Source organism: Pseudoalteromonas sp. EB27 (genome assembly GCF_001974875.1).
Lineage (GTDB): Bacteria > Pseudomonadota > Gammaproteobacteria > Enterobacterales > Alteromonadaceae > Pseudoalteromonas.
The window spans coordinates 180,018-202,937 of the sequence record NZ_MTQD01000008.1; the positions used below are offsets into that span (position 1 = coordinate 180,018).

General features: G+C 38.8%; 24 protein-coding genes and 1 pseudogene. 7 read left to right on the forward strand and 18 right to left on the reverse strand.

Annotated elements, in window-relative coordinates; genetic code table 11:
* Positions 1-72 precede the first annotated feature (72 nt).
* Both BW142_RS10940 and BW142_RS10945 read right to left on the reverse strand, forming a co-directional pair.
* Positions 73-960, reverse strand: a complete 888-nt coding sequence (locus BW142_RS10940; RefSeq protein WP_002962252.1) for a cation diffusion facilitator family transporter — start codon at positions 958-960, stop codon at positions 73-75.
* Positions 947-1,677: pseudogene (locus BW142_RS10945) on the reverse strand (transglutaminase family protein). The gene BW142_RS10940 and the pseudogene BW142_RS10945 overlap by 14 nt, the downstream one beginning before the upstream one ends.
* Before the next feature lie 78 nt (positions 1,678-1,755).
* Here BW142_RS10945 and cadR point away from each other — a divergent pair.
* The 3 genes from cadR (at position 1,756) to BW142_RS20930 (ending at position 2,910) form a co-directional block, all read left to right on the forward strand.
* Positions 1,756-2,145 (forward strand): Cd(II)/Pb(II)-responsive transcriptional regulator, encoded by a 390-nt coding sequence (gene cadR / locus BW142_RS10950; protein WP_002962247.1) that lies wholly within the window; start codon positions 1,756-1,758, stop codon positions 2,143-2,145.
* A 51-nt stretch (positions 2,146-2,196) separates the two neighbouring features.
* A complete protein-coding gene (locus BW142_RS10955) occupies positions 2,197-2,565 on the forward strand; it encodes a MerR family transcriptional regulator (protein WP_028834999.1) in 369 nt (122 codons plus the stop codon).
* Positions 2,566-2,667: 102 nt separating this feature from the next.
* Positions 2,668-2,910: a MerC family mercury resistance protein gene (locus BW142_RS20930; RefSeq protein WP_327077832.1), complete on the forward strand. Its 243-nt coding sequence runs from the start codon at positions 2,668-2,670 to the stop codon at positions 2,908-2,910.
* Between the two features lie 464 nt (positions 2,911-3,374).
* Here the strand turns inward: BW142_RS20930 and BW142_RS10965 are convergent, their stop codons facing one another.
* The 8 genes from BW142_RS10965 to BW142_RS11000 all read right to left on the reverse strand — a co-directional run bounded on the left by BW142_RS10965 (position 3,375) and on the right by BW142_RS11000 (position 9,855).
* Positions 3,375-4,106, reverse strand: coding sequence for a MauE/DoxX family redox-associated membrane protein (locus BW142_RS10965; protein WP_002963060.1), 732 nt, complete (start codon positions 4,104-4,106; stop codon positions 3,375-3,377).
* A gap of 28 nt (positions 4,107-4,134) precedes the next feature.
* A complete protein-coding gene (locus BW142_RS10970; RefSeq protein ID WP_010388415.1) occupies positions 4,135-4,647 on the reverse strand; it encodes a DUF305 domain-containing protein in 513 nt (170 codons plus the stop codon).
* A gap of 133 nt (positions 4,648-4,780) precedes the next feature.
* A complete protein-coding gene (locus BW142_RS10975) occupies positions 4,781-5,299 on the reverse strand; it encodes a DUF411 domain-containing protein (RefSeq protein WP_002963058.1) in 519 nt (172 codons plus the stop codon).
* 10 nt (positions 5,300-5,309) lie between these two features.
* The gene (locus BW142_RS10980) at positions 5,310-5,798 is read right to left on the reverse strand and encodes a nuclear transport factor 2 family protein (protein ID WP_002963057.1); all 489 of its coding nucleotides are present in this window, start codon (positions 5,796-5,798) and stop codon (positions 5,310-5,312) included.
* A 23-nt stretch (positions 5,799-5,821) separates the two neighbouring features.
* On the reverse strand, positions 5,822-6,730 hold the full coding sequence (locus BW142_RS10985) for a CopD family protein (protein WP_010388414.1): 909 nt from the start codon (positions 6,728-6,730) through the stop codon (positions 5,822-5,824).
* Between the two features lie 11 nt (positions 6,731-6,741).
* On the reverse strand, positions 6,742-7,149 hold the full coding sequence (locus BW142_RS10990; RefSeq protein WP_010388411.1) for a copper resistance CopC family protein: 408 nt from the start codon (positions 7,147-7,149) through the stop codon (positions 6,742-6,744).
* Positions 7,150-7,171: 22 nt separating this feature from the next.
* Complete coding sequence (locus BW142_RS10995; RefSeq protein ID WP_002963237.1) at positions 7,172-8,035, reverse strand: copper resistance protein B; 864 nt, start codon at positions 8,033-8,035, stop codon at positions 7,172-7,174.
* Positions 8,032-9,855, reverse strand: coding sequence for a copper resistance system multicopper oxidase (locus BW142_RS11000; protein ID WP_010388409.1), 1,824 nt, complete (start codon positions 9,853-9,855; stop codon positions 8,032-8,034). Before BW142_RS11000 ends, BW142_RS10995 begins: the two co-directional genes overlap by 4 nt.
* Before the next feature lie 166 nt (positions 9,856-10,021).
* Between BW142_RS11000 and BW142_RS11005 the strand changes: the two genes are divergently transcribed.
* On the forward strand, positions 10,022-10,708 hold the full coding sequence (locus BW142_RS11005; protein ID WP_010388408.1) for a heavy metal response regulator transcription factor: 687 nt from the start codon (positions 10,022-10,024) through the stop codon (positions 10,706-10,708).
* Positions 10,698-12,095 carry a heavy metal sensor histidine kinase gene (locus tag BW142_RS11010; RefSeq protein ID WP_010388405.1) on the forward strand — a complete coding sequence of 466 codons (1,398 nt, stop codon included), beginning with the start codon at positions 10,698-10,700 and terminating at the stop codon, positions 12,093-12,095. Before BW142_RS11005 ends, BW142_RS11010 begins: the two co-directional genes overlap by 11 nt.
* Positions 12,096-12,237: 142 nt before the next feature.
* Here BW142_RS11010 and BW142_RS11015 read toward each other — a convergent pair whose 3' ends face one another.
* A complete protein-coding gene (locus tag BW142_RS11015; protein ID WP_002962239.1) occupies positions 12,238-13,047 on the reverse strand; it encodes a toll/interleukin-1 receptor domain-containing protein in 810 nt (269 codons plus the stop codon).
* Between the two features lie 522 nt (positions 13,048-13,569).
* Here BW142_RS11015 and BW142_RS20785 point away from each other — a divergent pair.
* Entirely contained in the window at positions 13,570-14,709 is a 1,140-nt protein-coding gene (locus BW142_RS20785) for a hypothetical protein (protein ID WP_076924856.1), read from the forward strand.
* A gap of 174 nt (positions 14,710-14,883) precedes the next feature.
* Positions 14,884-15,624, forward strand: a complete 741-nt coding sequence (locus BW142_RS11025) for a hypothetical protein (RefSeq protein WP_143475931.1) — start codon at positions 14,884-14,886, stop codon at positions 15,622-15,624.
* Positions 15,625-15,997: 373 nt separating this feature from the next.
* Here BW142_RS11025 and nth read toward each other — a convergent pair whose 3' ends face one another.
* From nth to rsxA, 7 genes are read right to left on the reverse strand one after another with little or no spacing between them, the layout of a single operon-like run.
* Positions 15,998-16,660 carry an endonuclease III gene (gene nth, locus BW142_RS11030; protein WP_039487264.1) on the reverse strand — a complete coding sequence of 221 codons (663 nt, stop codon included), beginning with the start codon at positions 16,658-16,660 and terminating at the stop codon, positions 15,998-16,000.
* Positions 16,661-16,709: 49 nt separating this feature from the next.
* Positions 16,710-17,408, reverse strand: a complete 699-nt coding sequence (locus BW142_RS11035; RefSeq protein WP_007585346.1) for an electron transport complex subunit E — start codon at positions 17,406-17,408, stop codon at positions 16,710-16,712.
* Positions 17,405-18,046, reverse strand: a complete 642-nt coding sequence (rsxG, locus tag BW142_RS11040; RefSeq protein WP_076924858.1) for an electron transport complex subunit RsxG — start codon at positions 18,044-18,046, stop codon at positions 17,405-17,407. Before rsxG ends, BW142_RS11035 begins: the two co-directional genes overlap by 4 nt.
* The gene (rsxD, locus tag BW142_RS11045; protein ID WP_076924859.1) at positions 18,043-19,101 is read right to left on the reverse strand and encodes an electron transport complex subunit RsxD; all 1,059 of its coding nucleotides are present in this window, start codon (positions 19,099-19,101) and stop codon (positions 18,043-18,045) included. Before rsxD ends, rsxG begins: the two co-directional genes overlap by 4 nt.
* The gene (gene rsxC / locus BW142_RS11050; RefSeq protein WP_076924860.1) at positions 19,098-21,680 is read right to left on the reverse strand and encodes an electron transport complex subunit RsxC; all 2,583 of its coding nucleotides are present in this window, start codon (positions 21,678-21,680) and stop codon (positions 19,098-19,100) included. The genes rsxD and rsxC overlap by 4 nt, the downstream gene beginning before the upstream one ends.
* Before the next feature lie 8 nt (positions 21,681-21,688).
* Complete coding sequence (rsxB, locus tag BW142_RS11055; RefSeq protein WP_002960333.1) at positions 21,689-22,243, reverse strand: electron transport complex subunit RsxB; 555 nt, start codon at positions 22,241-22,243, stop codon at positions 21,689-21,691.
* Between the two features lies 1 nt (position 22,244).
* On the reverse strand, positions 22,245-22,826 hold the full coding sequence (gene rsxA / locus BW142_RS11060; RefSeq protein ID WP_008134172.1) for an electron transport complex subunit RsxA: 582 nt from the start codon (positions 22,824-22,826) through the stop codon (positions 22,245-22,247).
* Positions 22,827-22,920 lie beyond the last annotated feature (94 nt).

Here is a 22,920-nt window from a genome sequence, read left to right on the forward strand (position 1 = left end):
AGCTTAATTACTAAGTTATGCCTAATTAAGCTGCTTTTTATATTGTATGCTCCAAAATTTTATTGATAAAACTTACTCTGCTTCATCCCTACAATTTTCATTTAAAAACTCAAACTCTATCGTCGTATGCGATAAATGATAGGAAGATAATTTAGCTGCAACCTCTTGTTTAAGCTTAATTAATTCTTTAACGTCAAAGTTGTCACTCAGCTCAAGGTGCGCTGTTAAAACGTGACTTTCACCATCCAGTGACCAAAAATGCATATGGTGTATACCATTTACTTCAGGAAATTCAATTAATGACTGCTTAATACGCTCTTGGGTCTCTTTATCGGGTGCAGCTTGAAGAAAAAGCACCAATGTTGATTTAAGATTTTTGAAAACGTTAAATAAGATAAACAGCGTAAACCCTATTGATAATAGAGGATCTAATATCGGCAGTTCAACGAACAACAATACAATAGAGACTATAAGAACGGCAACCCAACCGAGTACATCTTCAAGTAGGTGCCATGTCAGCACTTTTTCATTTAGTGTTTCACCCGCTTTTAATTTGAATACCGCATAACCATTTACGGCAACACCGAGTATGGCTAGCCCTAACATCCCCTCAACTACAGGCATTTCAGGATTGGACAGCTTAGGTATTGCTTCAAATAAAACCCAAATAGAGCCGATAATCAAAACAATACTATTTACCAATGCACCAAAAAGTGTAAGTCGGCGATAACCATAGCTGAATTTGTCTGATGCTTCTTTATCTGAAAAACGACTTAAAATCCACGCAAAACCTATTGAAAGACTATCACCAAGATCGTGAACGGCATCCGCCATTATCGCCGTACTGTTTGTGAGCCAACCACCTATAAATTCGATAATGGTAAATATCACATTAAGGAAAAATGCCCAACCAATCCGGTCGTCTTTACCATGCTGATGACTGTGACTATGGTTGTGCATTTTGTACCTCCAGTACTTTTTTATTTCTTATTTTTGATACATTCATATTAATCAAATGTCGGATCACTCGTTGATACAACCAACGTTTTACACCTGATAGATTAGTACCTTTTTCGAGATAGAACTTATCTGGTGAATCATAAAGCCCAAAGTCGTCATGAATACCTTCTTTTTGAATATAGGTATCCTCTCCACGCCAATCCGTACCGGGTGAAGATAAGCACTTTGTTGCAACACCATAACCACAAAACTCATCTTTTGCTTGGCTAAATTTCTGCTGTAGTGAGCTTAAGTATTGCTCATCCAATATAAAGCCCTCTAAGTTTATCCAACGCCCTTCAAAGTAAACTTCTACCCAACTATGAATGATGTATTTAGGTGCTAACCAAAATACAAGCTTAGGATAGCACCTTTTTATAGTTGCTGATCAATGGTAAAACCTTGGAAACGACACTGGATACCTAGTCCACGCAATAGTGCCATTAACAGATTACCCTTAGTATTACATTGTCCATAACCATCTGCTAGCACATCGCTTGCTGAAATATCATCACTCTTGTTATAGCCAAACATTATTTCATCTTTTACAAACTGATAAGCGGCACCAATTTTGTTGAAATTATCCAAATTTTTCCACCCTCGTTGATCGATCAGGGATTGGATATCTTTGTGTTCAAAATTAACGATATTCGTATTGTTTAAATATTTCTCAGTCATTTTTATATATCCCTTTCGTTGCATACCTATACTATAGATCCTATAGTAACTATAGAGTCAAATGTCTGGGGGAAATTGATGAAAATAGGCGAATTGTCAAAAAAATCGGGCTGTTCAATACAAACGATTAGATATTATGAAAGAGAAGGATTACTGTTAAATCCAAACCGTTCAGAAGGTAATTTCAGGCTGTATGATAGTAAAGCACTTAAACAATTGGAATTCGTAAAGCATTGTCGCAGCCTAGATATATCACTCAATGATATTAAACGTCTTATCGAATTAAAAAATAAGCCAGAAGAAAGCTGCTCTAGCGTTAATGCATTAATTGATCAGCAACTTGCACTAGTGAATAAACGTATGAAAGAATTAAGGGCGCTTAAAGCTGAATTACAACAGATGGCAAGTGCTTGTGGTTCAGACAATACAATTGAAGCGTGCGGCATCATCAAATCATTGGATAGCTAAACTAAATATAACTTTAGATTAGTAGTATTCACAAAGGCAATAATGTAAACCATTGGCAAATTAGCACAATCATTAAATTTAAATGTAGAAACCATTCGTTTTTATGAACGAGAAGGGCTGATTACACAACCTGAAAAACCAATATCTGGTTATAGACAATATGACGAAACAATAGCAGGACAACTTAGGTTTATCACAAAAGCCAAAGCGCTCGGCTTTACGTTAAGAGAAATAAAATCGCTAATGTCTATGGACAGCAACTGCACTCAAGTTGAGCTATTAAGCCGACAAAAGTTAGCAATCATTCGAGACAAAATTAATGACCTTCAACGTTTAGAGAAAGTAATTGTGGATATGACAAATACCTGTATGCAAAACGAAGATCCAACACATTGCCCCATAATTGATTCATTAAAATGATTGACTCCGTACTTATATACGGAGTTTAGAATGATGGTAATATCAACCAATAGACTTTCAAATGATAAATAAAATATTAGACAGAGTAGGCTCTAGTGGCGTTTGGCTAGCGGCACGGCCTGCTTCCCTGCATTAAGGTCACTTGCATCGGCATTAGGACTAGGCTTCTTCTCTCACTTCGAAGGAATAGCTGTAAATACGCTTTTACCTATTTTTGCATCTTTGGAACTATTGGTAAACTTATACAACTGGCACAAAAATAAAAACCATACCAGAGCTGTCTTCAGCATTCTAGGGCCTGTAGCAGTGCTATTAACGCTTTATCCTCTTTGGCTATATGATTGAAGCACATACCTATTTTACTTTGGTATTTGCTTAATGGTCGTTATGTCGGTTTTGGATATCGTAAAACCAGTAAGGGAGCAAACATGCAACGTATGGCTAATTGCCGTCGTTGAAACGATTAACGGTCAATGTCTGCTTTTCGCTCTAAGCGGACTAGAAAAATTTCACAAAATTTATTAATTAAATTTATAAATTCTTAAACACTAGGATGATTAAAAATTTATTGCCAAAAGAATTCTGGAATCAAATTTAGATTAGATCTATTTAATAAAATTAGAGGGCTAGTGCTTTTTTAAATCATGCAATTGATAAAAAACTTTAGTCTCGTTGTAACTTCAAGATACCTTAGAGAAGCCAGAGCAAATTGATGGCATTTTAAGTTCAGGCAGAACCAGACTCAACTACTGAATCTGGTTCGTGCTATAAATAAGCTCGTCATCATATTTTTAAATTAAAGCTGTTATTTACCTAACAAACATCCAAATACCGGCAGCTATCATAAATAAGTTTTCTGTTAGAGAGATAAACCCTAGTGGTACGTTACTGTCACCGCCTACACACGCACATTTTAACTCTCGTTTATCTATATAGACTGCTTTTATCACTGAAACAGCACCAACCCCACCTATGAATAATGAAATAGGGGCAATAATATAGGCTGGTAACCCGGCTATCATTCCAATGCCAACAAATGCTTCTAAAAATGGGTAAACATAAGCGTACCTGACTACTTTCATAGCGACTAAGTCATAGGTTATAAATGAATTAGTAAAGCTAAATAAGTCTTGAAGCTTTTGTATTGCTAACACTGCCATTGTTAGGGCTACAAACAGTTCAGCGGTTTGCATTGATAATAAGCTATTATCCGATGCAAAACTAAATGCCACACTAAGCAAAAAACTAACCGAAAAAATCGCAATCACGGGCGTGTAAGTTGTACCTTCTTGGGCTGCTTGTGGCTTATTAAAGTAATCACGTAAATCGTCGTAGCCACCTATACGTTTATTATCAATAAATGCTTGAGGTGTAGTTTCTACACTGTGTTGTTTTTTAAATTCATCTGTTTGCTCTCGAGAAGTTAAAAGCTGATCATCAACTGTATATCCCTCTCGCTCTAGTAGGTCTTTTGATTTTAAACCAAACGGACAAATATGCTCATCTGTTGCCATTCTAAAAAGTTGGGCTGATTTACTCATGCTTTACTCCTTATGTTATGCGGTTTATTTATTTATTTGAATTGAAATCTGGAACAGCTCTTAATTGTGCTTGAGCATTGGTTTGTGCAATGCCGTTTTGCTCTATATCTTTTAGGAGCCATTGCATTTCTTTTATTTCTCGCTCTTGGGCTTCAATTATATTTGTAGCAAGCTTTTGAACGCGTTTATCTTTGATTTTTGCCCTGTCACTGGTGAGTATGGCAATTGAATGATGTGGGATCATCGCCGACATCCATGAGCTATCATCAACAGTCACTTGTGAGCGAACTAAAAATAAACTTCCTGCAAATACGGCAACACTAGCAATGAGTACTGTTATATTTTTCTTTTTATCTTTATACATATTGAGCATGAAAAGTAGCATTATCACTGCCATCGTGGCTCCCATATAAAGCGCCATATAAGTACGAGTTTCACTAAAATAAACATGACTAAGTTGGTAGGTGTTCAAATACATCAATACAAACATGGTTATTGTGGATGTTGCTATCATTAAAAAAAATTTTGAATAGTGTGACATTGTATTGCTCCTTAAAAGTTTTGTATTTTGTTTTTACATGTGAGTAATTTTTACACTATCAAGCTCACAAATCAGTGTTTCCTGTTGTGTAAAATGGGTATTTAATAATTAACTCAAGAATTATGCCGTTAGGCTAAAATTGCTCGCTGGATTTACTTATGTATCTGTAGGTTTCTTCATTTGAGTTGTCAGTGAGTAGTTCAATATTATATTTGTGAAATATACCCTCCATTTCCATTCCGGGAGTGCCAATAGGCATGGCTGGTACACTTAAGCCTGTAATGTGCGGAGCGTGTTGCCCAGATAAAAACTGTTTTATATGTTTAACGGGAACATGACCTTCAAATACAAATCCATCGGCTGACACGGCTGTATGGCATGAGCGCATATTAGGTTTTATTTGATACTGAGATTTAATCGACCCCATGTCATTAACGTTAATTGCTTTTGTTTGAATATTGTTTTCACTCAAATGAGCAATCCACTTATTACAACATCCACAATTTTTACTTTTATAAACGGTAAGCTCAATTTCAGGTTTTTCTGAATTTTCATAGATTATTGATGTTTTATGCTGTTTTTCGATACTCATTGCCGAAAATGACATAGTTAATGATAAAAAAAACGCTGAGGTAATGTAGATTACTCGCATTGTTAACTCCTTAATTAGACCAGTGAATATGAGTGATTTTCCAACCTTTATCGGTGTTTTTTAATGTGATTGATTCCATTCCCGTAGACTTAATATCTTTCCCTTTATACTTTCCTTGAGTTTTACTTCTTGAAATTGAGTAAGCTATGTCTCCATTTGTGTGAACTTGATGCTCTAGCAGTTCACTATCAACTGCACTTAAGAATTTCATATCCGCTATCATATGATGGTTCGCGTATACATCTGCAGAACGCTCAACAATTCCGCCTTCAAAAATGACGACATCGTCGGCCAGTAATTTACGGGCACCTTTGGCATCGCCTTGTTTTAGGGATGCATGAAATAAGCTAACTGCCTTTGCAGCTTCGCTATCAACATTAACAAAGACCCAGCCTTTTTTTGTGTGCTCTTCATGGGTGTGTGCGTTCACAGCAAAAGAACTAACAGCGCTAAAAATTAGTAGCAATAAAATTTTTAAATTAGAGGATTTAATTAACATACATTTTCCTTTTTTATTAATCGTTAAATAGGCGGACCAACAAGTGTTGTAAATACACTTGTTGTAATAAGTACAAATAGGGCAATTAATATTTCAACAGTGATCGAGCGTTTTAATATACTTATATGGTGTTGTTGAGTGATTTGCGGGACTAAAAAAAGCTTATGCCATGCACCTAGTAACAGCATCGCGCTGACGAGTAACAGCTTTAATAAAATTAGTTGCCCATAATTTGATGTAAACAATGCAGAAAATGACTCTAGGTACTGCAGGAGCAGAGTTAAGCCCGAAATAAGTAGTACAAATACAATAACAATAGCGAGTTGACCAAAGTAATGCATTAACCGCTTTACTTCACTGGTAGGTAGTAAAGTGCAGCTTTTGTAAAGCGGCCACAATGACCCTAACCAGCTCGCAATGGCAATAAGGTGAAAGGTTAAAATACTTTTCACTAACCCATTTTCATTTGCACTGTGCCCAGTAAAAGTGAAGCTATAAGCGATAAACCCAAGCATGATTAGTATAACGGCAACGTTTTTATAACCTGCTACGTTATCATCTGATTCCACACTCCACATACATGCGCTAATTAGAGCAATAATAAGCGCTGGTATTCTAAACGTTGCTTGGTCACCTATGACTGATTGCCAAACAATTTCAAGCATAAAGGGGTCAAACATTCCCATAAAGCCTGATTCAGCCATTGCTCCAGCTTCTATTGGTACTTGTAAAAGTGCAGCAATACTACCTGTAACTACACACGTAATTTGCCAACGTTTTAAGAACTGATAAAAGCTAATTAAGTGATGCCCTGCAACATTGCTGTTGCCACACATAAAGCGCATTAATAAAGTGCCCGCAAGCCCTGAAATTGCGATATAGCTTGCTAGTTTTAATAATAGTAAGAGTACTGACCATTCACTTAATTGCATTATGTTGCTACTTAATGATTATGTTTGCTGTGGGTATTAGATTGTACTTGCATCATCTTATGCGATTCACTTTTGTGTACCATAAATCTAAACGTGTCGGTCATTTTATGTCCATCACCACCCAGTGCTGTCCATTTAACCGTGTAAGTGCCTTGGACTAAGCTCGGCAATGACCAACTAAAGTCTGTGCTTGGGGTAGAGCTTGGTTTGAAATCAAAGTTTATTGATTTATTTTTTTCATCTTTGATGATGACTTTTGCTAGCCTTACTTCACCACCAAAAGTTAACGAAAGTTGCTCTGGGCTTTTCATTAACATGGCTTCTTGCGCAGGTGTTGATTGCTTGAGTGATATATGCGCTGATGCGGAAAATGTAAGTACTAAACCTAAAATAGCTACTGCAGAATTAAAAAACTTCATAATTACCTCTTATTTAAAATGATTAAAACCAAAATTTAATACCCGTAACAAATGCGGTGTTGTTGCTACTTTGTCCACTTGATGTGGCATAGTCGGCGGTATTGCCAAATTTATTGCTCCATTCAACGCCAATATAGGGCGCAAACTGGCGTGTAAATTCATAACGAACCCTAAAGCCAATCGCGCTGCTTGATAGGCCACTTCCAAGTTCGTTTTGTTTATCGTTTTTGCCATAAAGTGTAATTTCGGCTCGCGGTTGTATAATTAGCTTTTGCGTGAGTAATAGTTCGTACTCTGCCTCTAACGTAAATGCGGTATTGCCTCGCTCACCTACGTATGCTGTCATATCAAGTTCAAACCAATAAGGGGCTAAACCTTGTAAGCCAAAAGCCAACCATTGCCGATTTTCACCTTCTTTATTGTAATCAAGACGAACACCTGCTTGAGTATCCCAATATGCTGATACGGCGTGACCCCATAAAATATCGGTTTGGTTTTCTTCAATACTTCCTTCGCTGAAATCACCCTCGGTTTTAATTACCAATCGATCAAAGGTAGTGCCGTACCATGCTTGTAAGTCAAATACACCTGCGTTTGCTTGCTCGTTATATTCAAGACGATCGCCTAGTAATGCGTAAAATGGATGCTCATCAGCGAGTGTTAATCGCTCATTGCCCTCAAGCGCATATGGGCCTTCTGTTAAAGTTGTTCCCGCAGAGTAAGCATGGGGGTCTCTTGCATCTTTAGGTGCACTTCCTCCTTGTGGTTGCATCTTAGCGCTATTCATTTGTGCCATTTCACTTTGCGCTAATAAAGGGAAACTAATTAATGAAGCCCCTGTTAACATTAATAAACCTAATGATTTAGATAGTTTTAATTGTTTCATGATACGACTACCTCTCTAAACATACCGGCATCCATATGGAATAATAAATGGCAATGCCAAGCCCAGCGACCTACATCGTGAGGGGTGGTTAAAAAGCTGATTCTTTGTGCGGGTTGAACAGGTATCGTATGACGTCGCACTTGCACATCACCTTGCTCGTTTTCTAAATCACTCCACATACCATGCAAATGCATAGGGTGCGTCATCATGGTATCGTTTTGTAAAATAACTCTTAAACGTTGGTTATGCTTCATATGCACTGGCGTGCTTTTACCAAATTCTAAGCCATCAAATGACCAGCTATAACGCTCCATGTTTCCGGTTAAATGCAGCTCAATTTCAGCTTCTGGCTCTTGCTGGTTAGTGATCCCTTCAAGTGAGTGTAAATCTGCAAGTGTTAAAACACGACGACCATTTTTACGTAAACCAATACCAGGATCATCAAGATTTGTTCTAGGCATATCAACGCGCATATCAACTGAAGCTCCATACTCCGTTTTTGCATGACGCACTTTAGAGCTGGCAACCGCTAATGGGTTTTCAGACATACCATGTTTGCTATGATCCATCGCCATTGCACCGTGGCCCATAGCGCTATGATCCATTTCTTTAGAGTTCATACCTGACATGCCTGCCATACCAGCCATTGCAGAGTGCTCACCGCCGTGGGTCATATTGCCCATCATATCGGTCATCGTTAACCATTCAACAGGGTCAAGTGCAGGTACTGGCGCATCAATATTAGGCGAGCTTGATAAAGTTCCTTTTGCGTAACCAGAGCGATCCATACTTTGAGCAAAAATCGTATAGGCATCATTTTTAGGCTCAACAATTACGTCGTAGGTTTCACCAGGGCCGAATCTAAATTCATCAACTGTCACTGGTTCAACGTTTTGCCCATCTGCTTGTACAACCGTTAGTTTTAACTCGGGGATACGCACGTCAAAAAAGCTATTACTAGAGCCATTAATAAACCTTAACCTAAGCTTTTCACCGACTTTAAATAATCCACGCCAGTTTGCCATTGGAGTACTACCGTTCATTAAAAAAGTCATTGCTGATGCAGATAAATCAGCTAAATCTGTAGGATTCATTCGCATCTGATTCCACATTTTTCGGCGCTGTAGAGCATTTGAAATACTGCTGCTTGAAACGTCATCGAAAAACTCTGGGACAGTGGGTTGATTGAAATTAAATACATCACTCTGTACTTTTAATTTACGGAACAGCGCCATTGGGTCATCATCAGTCCAATCAGATAATTGAATAACATGCTCGTTATCTGCACTAATAATATCGTTTTCTCGCGGTTCAATAATTAATGCACCGTACATGCCTGTCATTTCTTGAAAGCCACTATGTGAGTGATACCAATATGTACCGCTTTGTTGCAGTTTAAATTTATAAACAAAGGTTTCGCCCGGCATAATGCCTTTAAAGCTGATACCTGGTACGCCATCCATTTGATACGGTAAAATAATGCCATGCCAATGAATTGAACTCGGTACTGATAACTTATTTGTTACTCTAATAGTAACGTCATCGCCTTCTTTGAGGCGCAAGGTAGGAGCGGGTATAGATCCATTGATAGTTGTCGCCATACGTACTACGCCAGTAAAGTTAACCGGCGATTCATCTATAACCAGATCAATTACTTCGCCGCTAAGTTCGGGCACAGTGCCTGTTATTGTTCCTGCTACTAAAGATGATGCAGCATGTAATACACTCGGAAAAGCAGCAAGTACACCTCCTGCAATTAAGCCTTGAACAAATCGTCTTCGTGGTGTGCTAACCTGTTGTGATGACTTTTTAAACCCCATTTCCTTACTCCTTCATAGCAGAATATGTATTGAGTATAGAAAATAGACCTGTCTTCAACATGACGCGAACATTACAAAGTTGTAATCTTGGTGTCATGTTGCTGTAGTGACAGATACTGCATAATATTTGCAGAGGTAGTTGTTAGGACTTTAATGAAGGAATTGTATGCGCTTATTAGTTGTTGAAGATGAAGCAAAAACGGGAGATTATTTAAAACAGGGACTAAGTGAAGCAGGTTTTCAGGTTTCTTTGGCGCGCAATGGTCTTGACGGTCATCACCTAGCAATGACCGAATTATTTGATGTAATAATACTTGATGTCATGTTACCTGACGTATCCGGTTGGAAAATTTTACAGTCGCTACGTGAAGCAGATAACAAAACCCCAGTACTATTTTTATCTGCTCGCGATAGCATAGACGATAGAGTAAAGGGGCTCGAACTTGGTGCTGATGACTATTTAATAAAGCCTTTTGCTTTTGCTGAAGTTTTAGCAAGAGTACGCACTCTTATTCGCCGTGGTGCAGTACAAACAGTTGACGATATACTGATCGTTGCTGATTTAGAAATGGATATTCCAAAGCGAAAAATACAACGTGCAGGCAAGCGTATTTTATTGAGTAATAAAGAGTTTAGCTTACTTGAACTATTGTTACGGCGCGAAGGTGAAGTACTGCCACGTTCGTTAATTGCTTCTCAAGTATGGGATATGAATTTTGATAGCGACACCAATGTGATTGATGTTGCCATTCGTAGGCTAAGAGCAAAAGTTGATGATGACTTTACTATTAAATTAATTCATACAGTTCGCGGTATGGGCTATAAATTAGAGGTTGAAACTGATGGCTATTAAGTCACGGCCTTTATCACTTACGATGCGTGTTGTGTTGTTTGTGGCTGTAACCGTTATTGCGTGCTTAACTTTAGTTGCCACCTTAATAAATAGTTCGATAAAACATCATTTTTTCCAGCAAGATAGTAGTGAACTGCATGTTATTAATCAATCTATTGAATTAGTTTTAAGACAACACTATAAATCAAACCTGAAATTTAAAAATGAATTATCTAACGCTGTAGCGGGTCATCACGGTGTTTACTATCAGGTAAATACCGCAAAAGGAGATCTCATTTTTCAAAGCTCTGAACGAGATTTTAGTGATTTTGTAATGAGTGCTAAGGCTTCAACTGGCTTTAACCGTAACAACATTACCTCATGGCAAAATGATACCCACACCTACCGAGCTCTGGTGAGTAATTTAAGTACTGAGCAACAGCAATACAAAATTACTACAGCGATAGACATGAGCTTTCATTTACACTTTCTCAATCAATTTCAACAAAGCCTTTGGGCCATTATGTTTGGCTCAGCGGTACTCATTTCATTGGTGGCTTGGTTTGCTGTACATCAAGGATTAAACCCTTTACGAGGTTTAAGTCAGAAAATACACGATATCCAAACTAATAAAATGGATGTAAGGCTCGATGAAAATAAAGTGCCTATTGAGCTTGTTAATATGGTGCAGTCGTTTAACTCAATGCTCGACAGGCTCCAGGGTGAATTTATTCGCTTATCAAATTTTTCTAGTGATATTGCTCATGAACTACGAACTCCACTAACGAATATAATTACTCAAACACAGGTTGGATTATCTAAAAAAAGGCAGTTGGAAGAGTATCAAGAATTATTATTTTCTAACTTAGAAGAACTCGAGCGATTAACGAAAATGGTTAGTGATATGCTTTGGCTCGCCAAAACTCAAAACGGGCTAATTAAACCAGTTCAAAACACTCTAAAAAGCCATGATGAAATTGAAGTGTTATTTGAGTATTTTGACGCTTTGGCTGAAGACTCATTGATTGCATTTAATAAAAAAGGTCAAAACCTTTGTTTTTATTGTGACAAATTACACTTTCGTCAATTATTATCAAACTTACTATCCAATGCAATTAGGTACGCTCCAAAAGGCTCATCAATCACTGTAAACAGTGAAATGACCACCGCTGAAAAAATATGCATTTCAGTGATTAATACAGGGGAGAGAATACCTTCTGAGCATTTACCTTATTTATTTGACCGCTTTTATCGACCTGATAAGTCGCGGCAACGACACAGTGACGGAGCAGGTTTAGGGCTTGCAATAGTTAAAGCTCTAGCGCAAGCAAACGGTGGAGATATAGAGGTCAGTTCAAATAATCAAACTACCAGCTTTAAAGTTTATTTAAATTTAGTTAAAAGCTAATTATTAAAACCAATAACTCAATGTTTGCTTGTAGCTCTTTGGCGAAGTTCAGCTAAGTGCCAGTTGCAGACGTTCGATAATGAGATTCATGAGCCAAAATTTGCTCTTATTCTCTCTTAGGGATTTTCTAATTAATTAGCTTTCACGCGTTGTTTACGGCATCTGCAACTTTTTCTGCAATTTCATATACCGTATTAGTTGCTGAATTAAGAGCAAACTTATCCACAAGCGTAGGACTCAACTTCATAATCTCATCTTTACTAATATTATGCCAAATAGGAAGAATGACTTTTTCACCCTCCATCTCTTTTGCGACTAATCCATTTAGTTCATATTGTGTCCAGTTTTTTTCGAAAAAACTTTTAGATAAAATAATTAAACCAAACCTAGATTGAGAAAGGCCTTTATCAATGGACTTCCTTAAACTATCACCAATTCTTAGTGCGTATTCATCATACCAAACTGAAACTCCCTGTTTTATGAGCTCATCTGCTAATGATTTCACAAAATCAGCTTTATCTTCAGAGGCGTGTGAAATAAATAAGTCGCTTGCTTTACCATCTTGCTTAGTTAAATCCTTAGCAAAACTGATCGGCATATTTTTTAATTGAGACAATATGTTTCCCTGAATTTTTAATTCTTCATTTAATGATTGATTAAGTGCAATATTCTTTCTTTTTTGAACTTTACCACCAAATTTTTCTTTATTTCGCTCAGCTAACTTTCTGGTTTTTTGAGCTATTTTTGACTTAACTTGTCGTCTAGCTTTAATAACAGACTTTTCTTTACTTTTTAAGGCCTTCCTTAATTTATGTATATCGTCATAAGGATCTGCATTTTTTAATTTTTTTACTGCCCACTCGAACTCTATCTCTCTAGTAATTACATTTTGTTCAAGTTTTCGTATTTCTGCATCTAGAAAGTTAACACCTTTATATTTGGGATGTTTCAAATTTATTCCTTAAATGCTTAACATTTCTTAGTGTTCGAAGGGCACATCTGAGCGGATGTAAAGCTCGCCTTTATAATCTATATATTTTTAACAAATAACTTTAGATATTACTATCACAGTTTTCCATTGTATTTAACCAACCTCAATGGCCGGTAATCGCTCTTTTGAGGCATTCGCCTCAACACGTTTTGGGGCAGAAACGAGTTACGCTTTAATGCCCGCTCATGGCACTTAGGCGAACTTCGGCAAAGAGCGAGGAGCGGTCATTGATACTGGCCAAATATCGTCGTTAATTGATTGGGTAAACTACGCTTTGCGCATACATTCATGAAAATGAGCGACACGCGCATATTGGTTCTATTAAACTTTACTTTAAAGCTTTAAAAAACTTAGTGGTAGTAATGCTTTAGGTTATTTGTTAAAACTAAATAAAGTAGATAAATGAGCGTTAAGTTGGCAGAAATATGCGCGATGAGCGCACTATTAAATTGTTAGGGCTCAAAAATATAGAAAGGACTATACATGTCAGGTTTACCAAAAAGCATTCAAGTTATTTTTGAGAATAATCCGAAGCTCTTAGAGTTAATTCCTAACCCCTCTCTAATTTCAGATTCGTCATTTGTTTCAGCATTTAGTCAAAAGCTAAAAAAATCCTCGACAGGAACTGAAGATGAGTTCTTTTATAGAGTTGTTTTTAAAAAAGACTCTTCTCGTGAACTAATGACAATTAACAGTGGGGAGTTAAAGGGGCTACTGACATCCACATGCATAGAGAAAGGTAAAATTAGTGATGTTGCTGGCTTGGAGAAAGTTGAGCTAGAAAATCAAACGGATCTAATGCCTACTTTGTTAGGCATAAGTCTATATGGCGCAATTCAAAATAATCTATCTTACATTTCCCATCTTTGCGCTGATATCAGGAATCACCAGATTCTTGGGGAGCAGGCTCGATTTGAAAGGATTTCAGAGACTATAGTGGATAGTTTTAGAAGCATACCTGACATCTCAGTGGATAGGTCAATGAGAGATGTATATTTATCTCGCATAGTAAAGAATAACGAAGACTGTTATGAAATGTATGTCTCTCAAAGACAGAGATTTAGCGACTTGCTGAAGTCGGAACCAGATTACTATTCAACGGGTTATAACTACTGGTTCACTGCAGGTGATGGTCGACAAATCAATCCTGACCGGTTCTTCGAGAGCAAAGTTTTATCTCATCCAGTATTTTCAGTTTTCGAACGCTTGGTGGCTGGTAAAATTTGCGAAATAGTTCTTAGTGGAAACTATTCTGACAGCAACATTAAGAGGCATAAAGAATTCGCAAATAGAGTTCAACGAGAACTTGAGAAACTTACGGAGTACCGACTGAAAGCTTTTGAAAACTTTACAAGCGAGCGCAAGCAAAAAATCGAAGAAGATATGAGCTTGTCTGGTTATGACCGCAAGAATTTGAGCGATGAATTAGAAAGCCATGTTACCTTTGTTGCTAAAATAAAAAACAAAGTATTTGATTTGTTAGATGCAAAGCTAGACAGCTTCAATGTTTTGGCTCACCTGATGGATCAAGATGAGATAGATGTATATCTTATCGATGGAAAGCTGCTTGTAAGCAACTCCGAATTAAGCCCTAACAAAACATTGGAGCGGACAAGCCGCTGAATGCGGCGTTGAGGCTCTAGGATTACTCTTTTAAAGAAAATTAGTCCGCTTTATGGGTTCCAAATGCATTACCTAATGCTTTAAAAACGCTTAGAGTTAATTACTGGAGCTCGTTATTTAATTGAATTTGGCTGTTGGAGTTATTCTACAGTCTCTTTAGAATTAGGATGAGTTTTGCCATATAAAATAATTATGGAATACCTTGAGGATGATATTGACCTGTGGAAATACATGGATGTGTCAAAATTCCTATCACTTTTAAGTACAGGTGAGTTGTGGTTAGCGCGCTCAAATACCTTAAAAGATAAGCGGGAAGGCTATTTTTCTAAAGAGATGAAAGACGAATTAAATGTAATATACGAGCAATTAAAGTTTGAAAATAAAATTACTAGTGATAGCCAAATTAAGAATGCATTTGATTATGAAGAATACGTAAAAAACAATTCATACTTTACTTGTTGGCATAAGAATGCAGATGAAAATATGATTATGTGGGAAATTTATGGTGAATCTGAAAACTCTGTTGCTCTAAAAACTAATAGTTCTAAATTGAAGAGTTGTTTTAACTTGGACGATGTAATGAAGTTTTCGCTCGAAATAGCTTTAGATGATGTTCAATATTTAGATTTTGATAGCCTTCCCTCTTTGCAATGTTCCCGACAACCATTTTTTATTAAGAGACCGCATTTCTCTTTTGAAAAAGAAGTGCGCTTATATATAAAGTCTAGAGAGCACCATTACAGTGAAGGGTGTCCTCCTGGTTATAAAATATCTGTAGACCTCAATGTTTTAATAGAAGAGGTATATGTTCACCCTGATGCTGAACAGTGGTTTTTCGAAGCAATTATTGATGTAGTAAAAAAATATAAACTATCAGCCCCTGTCACTAGAGGTGTGTGTGGTAATCAATTCTAACAAGGCAATTAAATCTGACGCTTTACGGCTTGTCGTCATCTTTACAAAAACAAAAAGCTGCAAAACTGTCGCCAAACTTAGCGCAGTTTACTGCGGCGTTACCACTGTCTGCAATTGGCACAAACCGGAAATAGCTTCCAATTAACTCCGTATTTAAATTTTAGGTTTTAGCTGGGCTCTAATTAATAAATCATAATCTATTTGCAACACCTCGCTTAAATTCAAACTATTCTGAAGTTAACGCAAATTTTCAATTTAATTGGTGCTGGCCGAATAAAGGCTCATATGAGAATCAAATCGCCAGCTTCTTAAATAGAAACTAAAGATGTGACCGTTAAAAGGTTTATGCTAATTAAAAAATAACTACTCTTAACTATGACTCAGTTTTCTCTTTATAGTCACACAAATCCTCAATTATACAACTTCCACATTTTGGTTTTCTCGCTGTACACGTATAGCGCCCATGTAAAATAAACCAATGATGGAGGTTAAACATAAATTCTTTCTTATTTGGCGTATTTTTAATTATAGCCTGTTCAGTCTGCTCAACAGTCTTACCCTTAGCGTAACCAGTACGGTTTGCAAGACGTTGGATGTGAGTATCTACTGCTAAAAAGTATCTACCTTCATTATCTTTTAGCCAGCCAAAGGCGGTATTAAGTACAACATTAGCGGTTTTACGGCCAACGCCTGGTAGGGCTTCTAGGGCTTCACGATTTTCTGGCACGATGCTGTTATGTTCATCCACCAAAATTTGGCACATTTTATAAACGTTGGCAGCTTTAGAGTTAAATAAGCCGATGGTTTTTATATAATCACGCAGTGTATCGTGGCCTATATCTAAAATGGCTTGGGGTGTATTAGCAACAGGGAACAACTTTCGGGTGGCTTTATTAACACCTACATCGGTTGCTTGCGCTGAAAGAGTTACTGCTACTAGTAACTCAAACGGGCTTGAATATTCAAGCTCTGTAACTGGGTGTGGGTTATCGTCGCGTAGGCGCGACAGTATTTGGTGACGTTTTTCTTTATTCATGCAACTTAAAACGTATTAGTGCTAATTGTTGCTCTAATACGTTTTCCCCTTAAGTTAAGCTAGTAACACGTGCTCGAGGGCCTTTTTCAGCCTCTGGCGGTGCAATTTGCTTTGATTTTATTTGTGCGTCAATTACGTTTTTTGCAGCAATAAGCAGCCCAAGCCCTAAAAAGGCACCCGGTGGTAAAATTGCGAGTAAAAATTGGTTATCAAAGTTAAATACTTCTATGCGCAAGCTCTGTGCCCATGGGCCAAGTAATAAGTCGGCGCCGTCAAACAGCGTACCTTGGCCAATTAACTCACGCATAGCGCCTAAAACAACAAGCACAATCATAAAGCCTAAACCCATCATTAAGCCGTCAAATGCTGATAAATGAACAGGATTTTTAGAGGCGTATGCTTCGGCGCGGCCAATAATGGCGCAGTTAGTTACAATCAACGGGATAAAAATCCCCAATGATTGATACAAACCAAAGGTGTAAGCGTTCATAAGTAATTGAACTATAGTTACAAAGCCCGCGATGATCATGACAAATACAGGTATACGAATATCTTTTGGCACCCAGTTACGCACTATTGATACGGTAACATTGGAGCCTATTAGTACGAGTAAAGTTGCTAAGCCTAAACCTAAGGCATTTGTTACAGTTGAGGTAACGGCAAGCAGTGGGCATAAACCTAAAAGCTGTACAAGGGCAGGGTTATTTACCCACACACCTTCTTTGTATAATGTTTTTAACTCACTCATTTAGTTACCTCTAAACATTCGGCATTAGGTGCTGCAAAAATATCATCAAAATTAGTTTGTGCGAACAATACGGCATTTTTAACAGAGCCCACTACAGCACGAGGCGTTATGGTTGCACCTGTAAATTGATCAAACTGACCGCCATCTTTTTTTACAGCCCAACGAGCGTCATCTTCACCTTCAACCGTTAAGCTTTTAAATGTTGTGATCCAAAGTGATTTTTTAACTTCTACTTTGTCGCCTAAACCAGGAGTTTCTTCGTGTTTAGTAGTGCGTACACCCGCTATGGTGCCATCACTTAAAACGGCGGTTAATAGATTTATATCGCCACTGTAGCCGTTTGGCGTAACATGCCTAATAACAACAGCGACTGGTTTATTGTTTTTACGAGCACGGTAAATTACTTGATTTGCGTGTGGACCTAGTTTTTCGTCAGTAATAATTACGCAATCTTGTGATAATTGATTGTCGTACGATTTTGGGTCGAGCACTTCTTGTAGCTGCGCAGTAAGTTGTAGTTGTTCTTGCTCTGCAATTTTATCGGCAGTAAGTGCATTGATAGAGGCAACTAAGCCCGTCGTTGCTAACGCAAACGCAGTTAAAATAGCACCATTTTTAGCCATTGACGAAATGATCATTTTACTGCTCCATGGCCATAAGTACGCGGCTGTGTGTAGTAGTCTATTAGCGGCACGGCAATATTAATCAGTAATACACTAAATGCGATGGCATCAGGAAAACCACCAAAGGTACGAATTAAATAAATCAGTAAGCCAATTAGTGCGCCATAAATTAAGCGCCCTTTGTTAGTTGTTGCTGCAGATACCGGATCGGTTGCTATAAAAAAGGCCCCCATCATTGTGGCGCCACTTAATAAGTGAAATAGGGTACCCGGCTCTGTTCCTGGTGCTGCAATATAACCAATCGCACTACATAGTGCTAAACTTGCAATAAAACTTACAGGAATATGCCAGTTAATTATTTTTGCTTTTAATAAATATAAACCACCCGCTAAAAATCCTAAGTTAACCCACACCCAACCAAGGCCAGCCCATTCGTTAAATAGTGGCTTTTGCATACTTTCGGTAACGGTTAAACCGTGTGCTATGTCTGTTTTAACAGTATCCAGCGGTGTTGCCATTGTTAGGCCATCAACCCCTGCACGTACTTGATCTAGGCTAAACCCAGAGGCCGTAAAATCTGTAAATATTAGCCTTAGCTGATCAGCAAAGCCTATTGGTGTATTTATTAAATCAGTTACTGGCAACCATGCGGTCATTTGTACTGGAAACGAAACTAAAAGCAGTACATAAGCCGCCATTGCTGGATTGAATAAGTTAAAACCAAGGCCACCATAAAGTTGCTTAACGATAACAATAGAAAATAAACAGCCAATAATAATTATCCACCAAGGTGCAAGTGGAGGGATACTCAGTGCCAGTAACACAGCAGTAAGCCATGCGCTGCCATCACTTAATGCAGGCCAAACAGGGCGTTTGCGAATTAGCATTATTGCAGCTTCAAATACACTTACAGCAACAAGGGCTAGTACTAGCTGAATAAGCACCCCGGTACCAAAAAAGAAAACTTGAGCAATTAGCCCAGGAACACACGCAGCAATAACGCTAAGCATTAATCGTGTTAACGATTTATGGCTGTGATTATGCGGCGAACTGGCCATGGTTAATTTCATGACTGATTATTTCCTTCTTTTTGTAACTTTTTAGCTTTTGCTCTCGCAATTGCAGCAGCCACGGCGGCTTTTTTCTTATCGTCGGCTGATTTAGGTTTATCTGCGCTAATAAGATCTGATGAGTCATCGGTGTTATTTTCTGCACTCTTCGGTGCTGCGCTATCAACTTGTAGCTCTTGCGGCTGAGTTTGTTCGGTATCTTCTAGTGCTTTAGCCGCTTTTTTAGCTTTAGCACGAGCAATGGCCGCCGCTACTGCTGCCTTTTTGTCATCAACAGGCTCATCGCTTCGTGGCTCTTCACTCACGGATTGCTCGGCTTCTTCTAATGCTTTAGCTGCTTTTTTAGCTTTTGCACGAGCAATGGCCGCCGCCACGGCTGCCTTTTTGTCATCAACAGGCTCAACGCTTTGTGGATCTTCACTCACGGATTGCTCAGCGTCTTCTAATGCTTTAGCCGCTTTTTTAGCTTTAGCGCGAGCAATGGCAGCGGCTACGGCTGCCTTTTTGTCATCAACAGGTGCCACGCTTTGTGGATCTTCACTCACGGATTGCTCAGAGTCTTCTAATGCTTTAGCCGCTTTTTTAGCTTTAGCACGAGCAATGGCAGCAGCTACGGCTGCCTTTTTGTCATCAACAGGTGCCACGCTTTGTGGCTCTTCACTTACTGTCTGCTCAGCCACTTCACTTGCTTGTGCCGCCTTTTTGGCTTTAGCACGAGCAATGGCCGCAGCTACCGCTGTCTTTTTGTCATCAACAGGTGCCACGCTTTGTGGCTCTTCACTTACTGCCTGCTCAGCCACTTCACTTGCTTGTGCTGCCTTTTTGGCTTTAGCACGAGCAATGGCTGCAGCGACTGCTGATTTTTTATCATCAACGGGTGCAGTCTCGGCCGATTCATCTGTTTGCGATTTTTGCTCTTTATATTTGCGCGCTTGTTCTTTGCGTAGTGCGCGCTCTTTTGCTACTTCGCTATTGTCTGGCTCTAATTCAGCAGATTGATCGCCTAGCTTTTTAGCTTTAGCGCGTGCGATAGCGGCAGCAACAGCTGATTTTTCATCGCCGTTATCTGATTTATTTTTAACACGAGCTAGTGCCTCAGCTACTTTTTGTTTTTCGTCAGCAGATTTAGCCGCAGGTTTACGTTTATGGCGGTTTTGGCGTTCTTCTTGCTCACGCTCTAAACGTTCTTTTCGGGCATCAAAGCGCTCTTTTGCTCTGTCGGCTTTTATTTTGTCAGCTTGCTGTTCTTTAATTTCAACTTTGGCCACACGATAGTATTGTACAAGAGGGATTTCACTTGGGCACACATATGCACAAGCACCGCATTCAATACAGTCAAATAAATTATGCTCTTGTAGCTTGTCGTACTCTTTTGATTTAGCAAACCACTGTAATTGCTGTGGCAATAAAGAAGCAGGGCAGGCATCGGCACAAGCACTACAACGAATGCAGGCTTTTTCAGGGCCGGGCTCTGCTAGCTCTTTATGATCGGGCGCTAAAATACAGTTAGTTGTTTTAACTATGCCAATACGTACTGTGGGTAGCGTAAATCCCATCATCGGGCCGCCCATCACAACACTTTGCTGAGGTACAGGCGAGAACCCTTGGCAATCAAGTAAGTGCTTTATTTCAGTGCCAAGTAGTGCCCATACATTTCCAGGCTTATGAATAGTGTTACCTGTTACTGTAACTATACGCTCAATTAGCGGTTTGCCTTCATAAACGGCTTGTTGTACGGCAAACAAAGTACCCGTGTTGTGCACTAAAATACCAATATCGGCAGGAATACCAATGCTAGGAACTTCACGGTTGGTAAGTAATTTAATTAACTGCTTTTCACCGCCAGAGGGGTAAATAGTGGGCACCGTTTGAATAATGATTTTTGAGTTATGCTCAGCTGCTTGCTTCATTGCTGCAATAGCTTCTGGCTTATTATCTTCTATACCCACAATGCACAGTGTTGGGTTTAAAAGCTGCTGCATAATTTCAATGCCTTGGATAACTTCTTTAGCGTGTTCGCGCATTAAAACGTCATCGGCAGTAATATAAGGTTCGCACTCAACAGCATTTACAATCAAAAATTCGATAGGTTGCTTAGTATCTGCTTTCACATAAGTAGGAAAGCCAGCACCACCCATACCACTAATACCGGCTTGGTGAATAATATTTATTAGCTCGTCATGACTAAGCTCAGCAGGATTTTTATTTTTATTTAGAGCTACCCATTCGTCTTTGCCGTCTGGTTCAATAATAACACTTAGTTCAGGTAGGGCCGATGGATGTGCTGATGGCATAGGTGCAATATCAGTAACCACACCAGAGCTTGGCGCATGCACAGGTACCGACCAGTTAGCAGCAGGCGCTGTAAGTGGTTGGCCTTTTAAGACGTGTTGGCCTTTTTCTACAAGTAACTTACCGTTTGCGCCTATGTGTTGCTTAAGCGCAACAATGAGTTTGTCGGGCAAAGGTAGGCGAGTGATACTCGCACTATTAGAGAGTGATTTTTGCTGTGGTGGGTGTATGCCGCCAGGAAATGCCCACACGGTGCCTTTTTTTATTTGTTCAAGTAACTTGTCCACTCAAACCTCTAATCTATTTGTGTAACAGGAATAGCATCTAGTTGCCATTTCCAGTTTTGTTTAGTTTCGGCTACAGGTAGCATATCAATGCAATCTACAGGGCAAGGCTCAACACATAAATCACAGCCAGTACATTCATCAATTAACACGGTGTGCATTTGACGAGTCGCGCCTAAAATAGCGTCAACAGGGCAGGCCTGAATACATTTGGTACAGCCAATACATTCATCTTCGCGAATATAAGCCACTGTTTTTATAGGTTCTGCTTGCTCGCCGCCTGCAAGTGGTTTTTCATCAACCCCCATTAAGCCGGCAAGCTTTTTCATAGTTGATTCGCCGCCCGGAGGGCATTTATTTATTTCATCGCCATTGGCTATAGCTTCGGCGTAAGGGCGACAGCCCGGGTAGCCACATTGTCCACATTGAGTTTGCGGCAAAATGGTATCAATTTGCTCAACAATAGGGTTGCCTTCAACACGAAAGCGAATTGCTGCAAATCCTAAAATAAGTCCAAAAACGAGTGCTAGCGAGCCAATCGCTATCAAGGCATAAAACAAGGTCATATTAAAACTTCACTAATCCAGTAAAACCCATAAACGCCATCGACATTAAGCCTGCGGTGATCATTGCAATGGAGGCGCCTTTAAAAGGCGTAGGAACGTCAGCTGCTGCTAAGCGTTCTCGTAGTGCTGCAAACAATACAAGCACTAAAGAAAAACCAACCGCAGCACCAAAACCATACACTGCAGATTGTAAAAATGAATGATCTTCTTTGATATTTAATAGAGCTACACCTAATACCGCACAGTTAGTGGTGATCAGCGGTAAAAATATGCCTAGTAAACGATATAGAGTAGGGCTTGTTTTACGTACAACCATTTCGGTAAATTGCACTACAACGGCAATTACCAAAATAAAGCTCATGGTACGTAAAAATTCGATATCCAGAGGGATTAAAATATATTGGTTAACTAAATAGCTAGTTACAGAGGCAAGGGTAAGCACAAACGTGGTTGCCAAAGACATACCAATCGCTGTATCAAGCTTACCTGATACGCCCATAAACGGACATAAGCCTAAAAATTGTACTAATACAAAGTTATTAACCAGAACGGTTCCAATCAATAACAAGACATATTCTGTCATGTGTGCCTCACGCTATTAAAGTCCTGCGTATTATCCTTTTTTCTGCCCCGATAAACAACATTTGCGAGTCGTTATCAGTTAAATAAACGCAAGG

What these genes read in the sequence shown, in the direction of transcription:
- BW142_RS10940 (WP_002962252.1), bottom strand. Translation starts at nt 960, where the DNA reads ATGCACAACCATAGTCACAGTCATCAGCATGGTAAAGACGACCGGATT.
- cadR (WP_002962247.1), top strand. Translation starts at nt 1,756, where the DNA reads ATGAAAATAGGCGAATTGTCAAAAAAATCGGGCTGTTCAATACAAACG.
- BW142_RS10965 (WP_002963060.1), bottom strand. Translation starts at nt 4,106, where the DNA reads ATGAGTAAATCAGCCCAACTTTTTAGAATGGCAACAGATGAGCATATT.
- BW142_RS10970 (WP_010388415.1), bottom strand. Translation starts at nt 4,647, where the DNA reads ATGTCACACTATTCAAAATTTTTTTTAATGATAGCAACATCCACAATA.
- BW142_RS10975 (WP_002963058.1), bottom strand. Translation starts at nt 5,299, where the DNA reads ATGCGAGTAATCTACATTACCTCAGCGTTTTTTTTATCATTAACTATG.
- BW142_RS10980 (WP_002963057.1), bottom strand. Translation starts at nt 5,798, where the DNA reads ATGTTAATTAAATCCTCTAATTTAAAAATTTTATTGCTACTAATTTTT.
- BW142_RS10985 (WP_010388414.1), bottom strand. Translation starts at nt 6,730, where the DNA reads ATGCAATTAAGTGAATGGTCAGTACTCTTACTATTATTAAAACTAGCA.
- BW142_RS10990 (WP_010388411.1), bottom strand. Translation starts at nt 7,149, where the DNA reads ATGAAGTTTTTTAATTCTGCAGTAGCTATTTTAGGTTTAGTACTTACA.
- BW142_RS10995 (WP_002963237.1), bottom strand. Translation starts at nt 8,035, where the DNA reads ATGAAACAATTAAAACTATCTAAATCATTAGGTTTATTAATGTTAACA.
- BW142_RS11000 (WP_010388409.1), bottom strand. Translation starts at nt 9,855, where the DNA reads ATGGGGTTTAAAAAGTCATCACAACAGGTTAGCACACCACGAAGACGA.
- BW142_RS11005 (WP_010388408.1), top strand. Translation starts at nt 10,022, where the DNA reads ATGCGCTTATTAGTTGTTGAAGATGAAGCAAAAACGGGAGATTATTTA.
- BW142_RS11010 (WP_010388405.1), top strand. Translation starts at nt 10,698, where the DNA reads ATGGCTATTAAGTCACGGCCTTTATCACTTACGATGCGTGTTGTGTTG.
- BW142_RS20785 (WP_076924856.1), top strand. Translation starts at nt 13,570, where the DNA reads ATGTCAGGTTTACCAAAAAGCATTCAAGTTATTTTTGAGAATAATCCG.
- nth (WP_039487264.1), bottom strand. Translation starts at nt 16,660, where the DNA reads ATGAATAAAGAAAAACGTCACCAAATACTGTCGCGCCTACGCGACGAT.
- BW142_RS11035 (WP_007585346.1), bottom strand. Translation starts at nt 17,408, where the DNA reads ATGAGTGAGTTAAAAACATTATACAAAGAAGGTGTGTGGGTAAATAAC.
- rsxG (WP_076924858.1), bottom strand. Translation starts at nt 18,046, where the DNA reads ATGATCATTTCGTCAATGGCTAAAAATGGTGCTATTTTAACTGCGTTT.
- rsxD (WP_076924859.1), bottom strand. Translation starts at nt 19,101, where the DNA reads ATGAAATTAACCATGGCCAGTTCGCCGCATAATCACAGCCATAAATCG.
- rsxB (WP_002960333.1), bottom strand. Translation starts at nt 22,243, where the DNA reads ATGACCTTGTTTTATGCCTTGATAGCGATTGGCTCGCTAGCACTCGTT.
- rsxA (WP_008134172.1), bottom strand. Translation starts at nt 22,826, where the DNA reads ATGACAGAATATGTCTTGTTATTGATTGGAACCGTTCTGGTTAATAAC.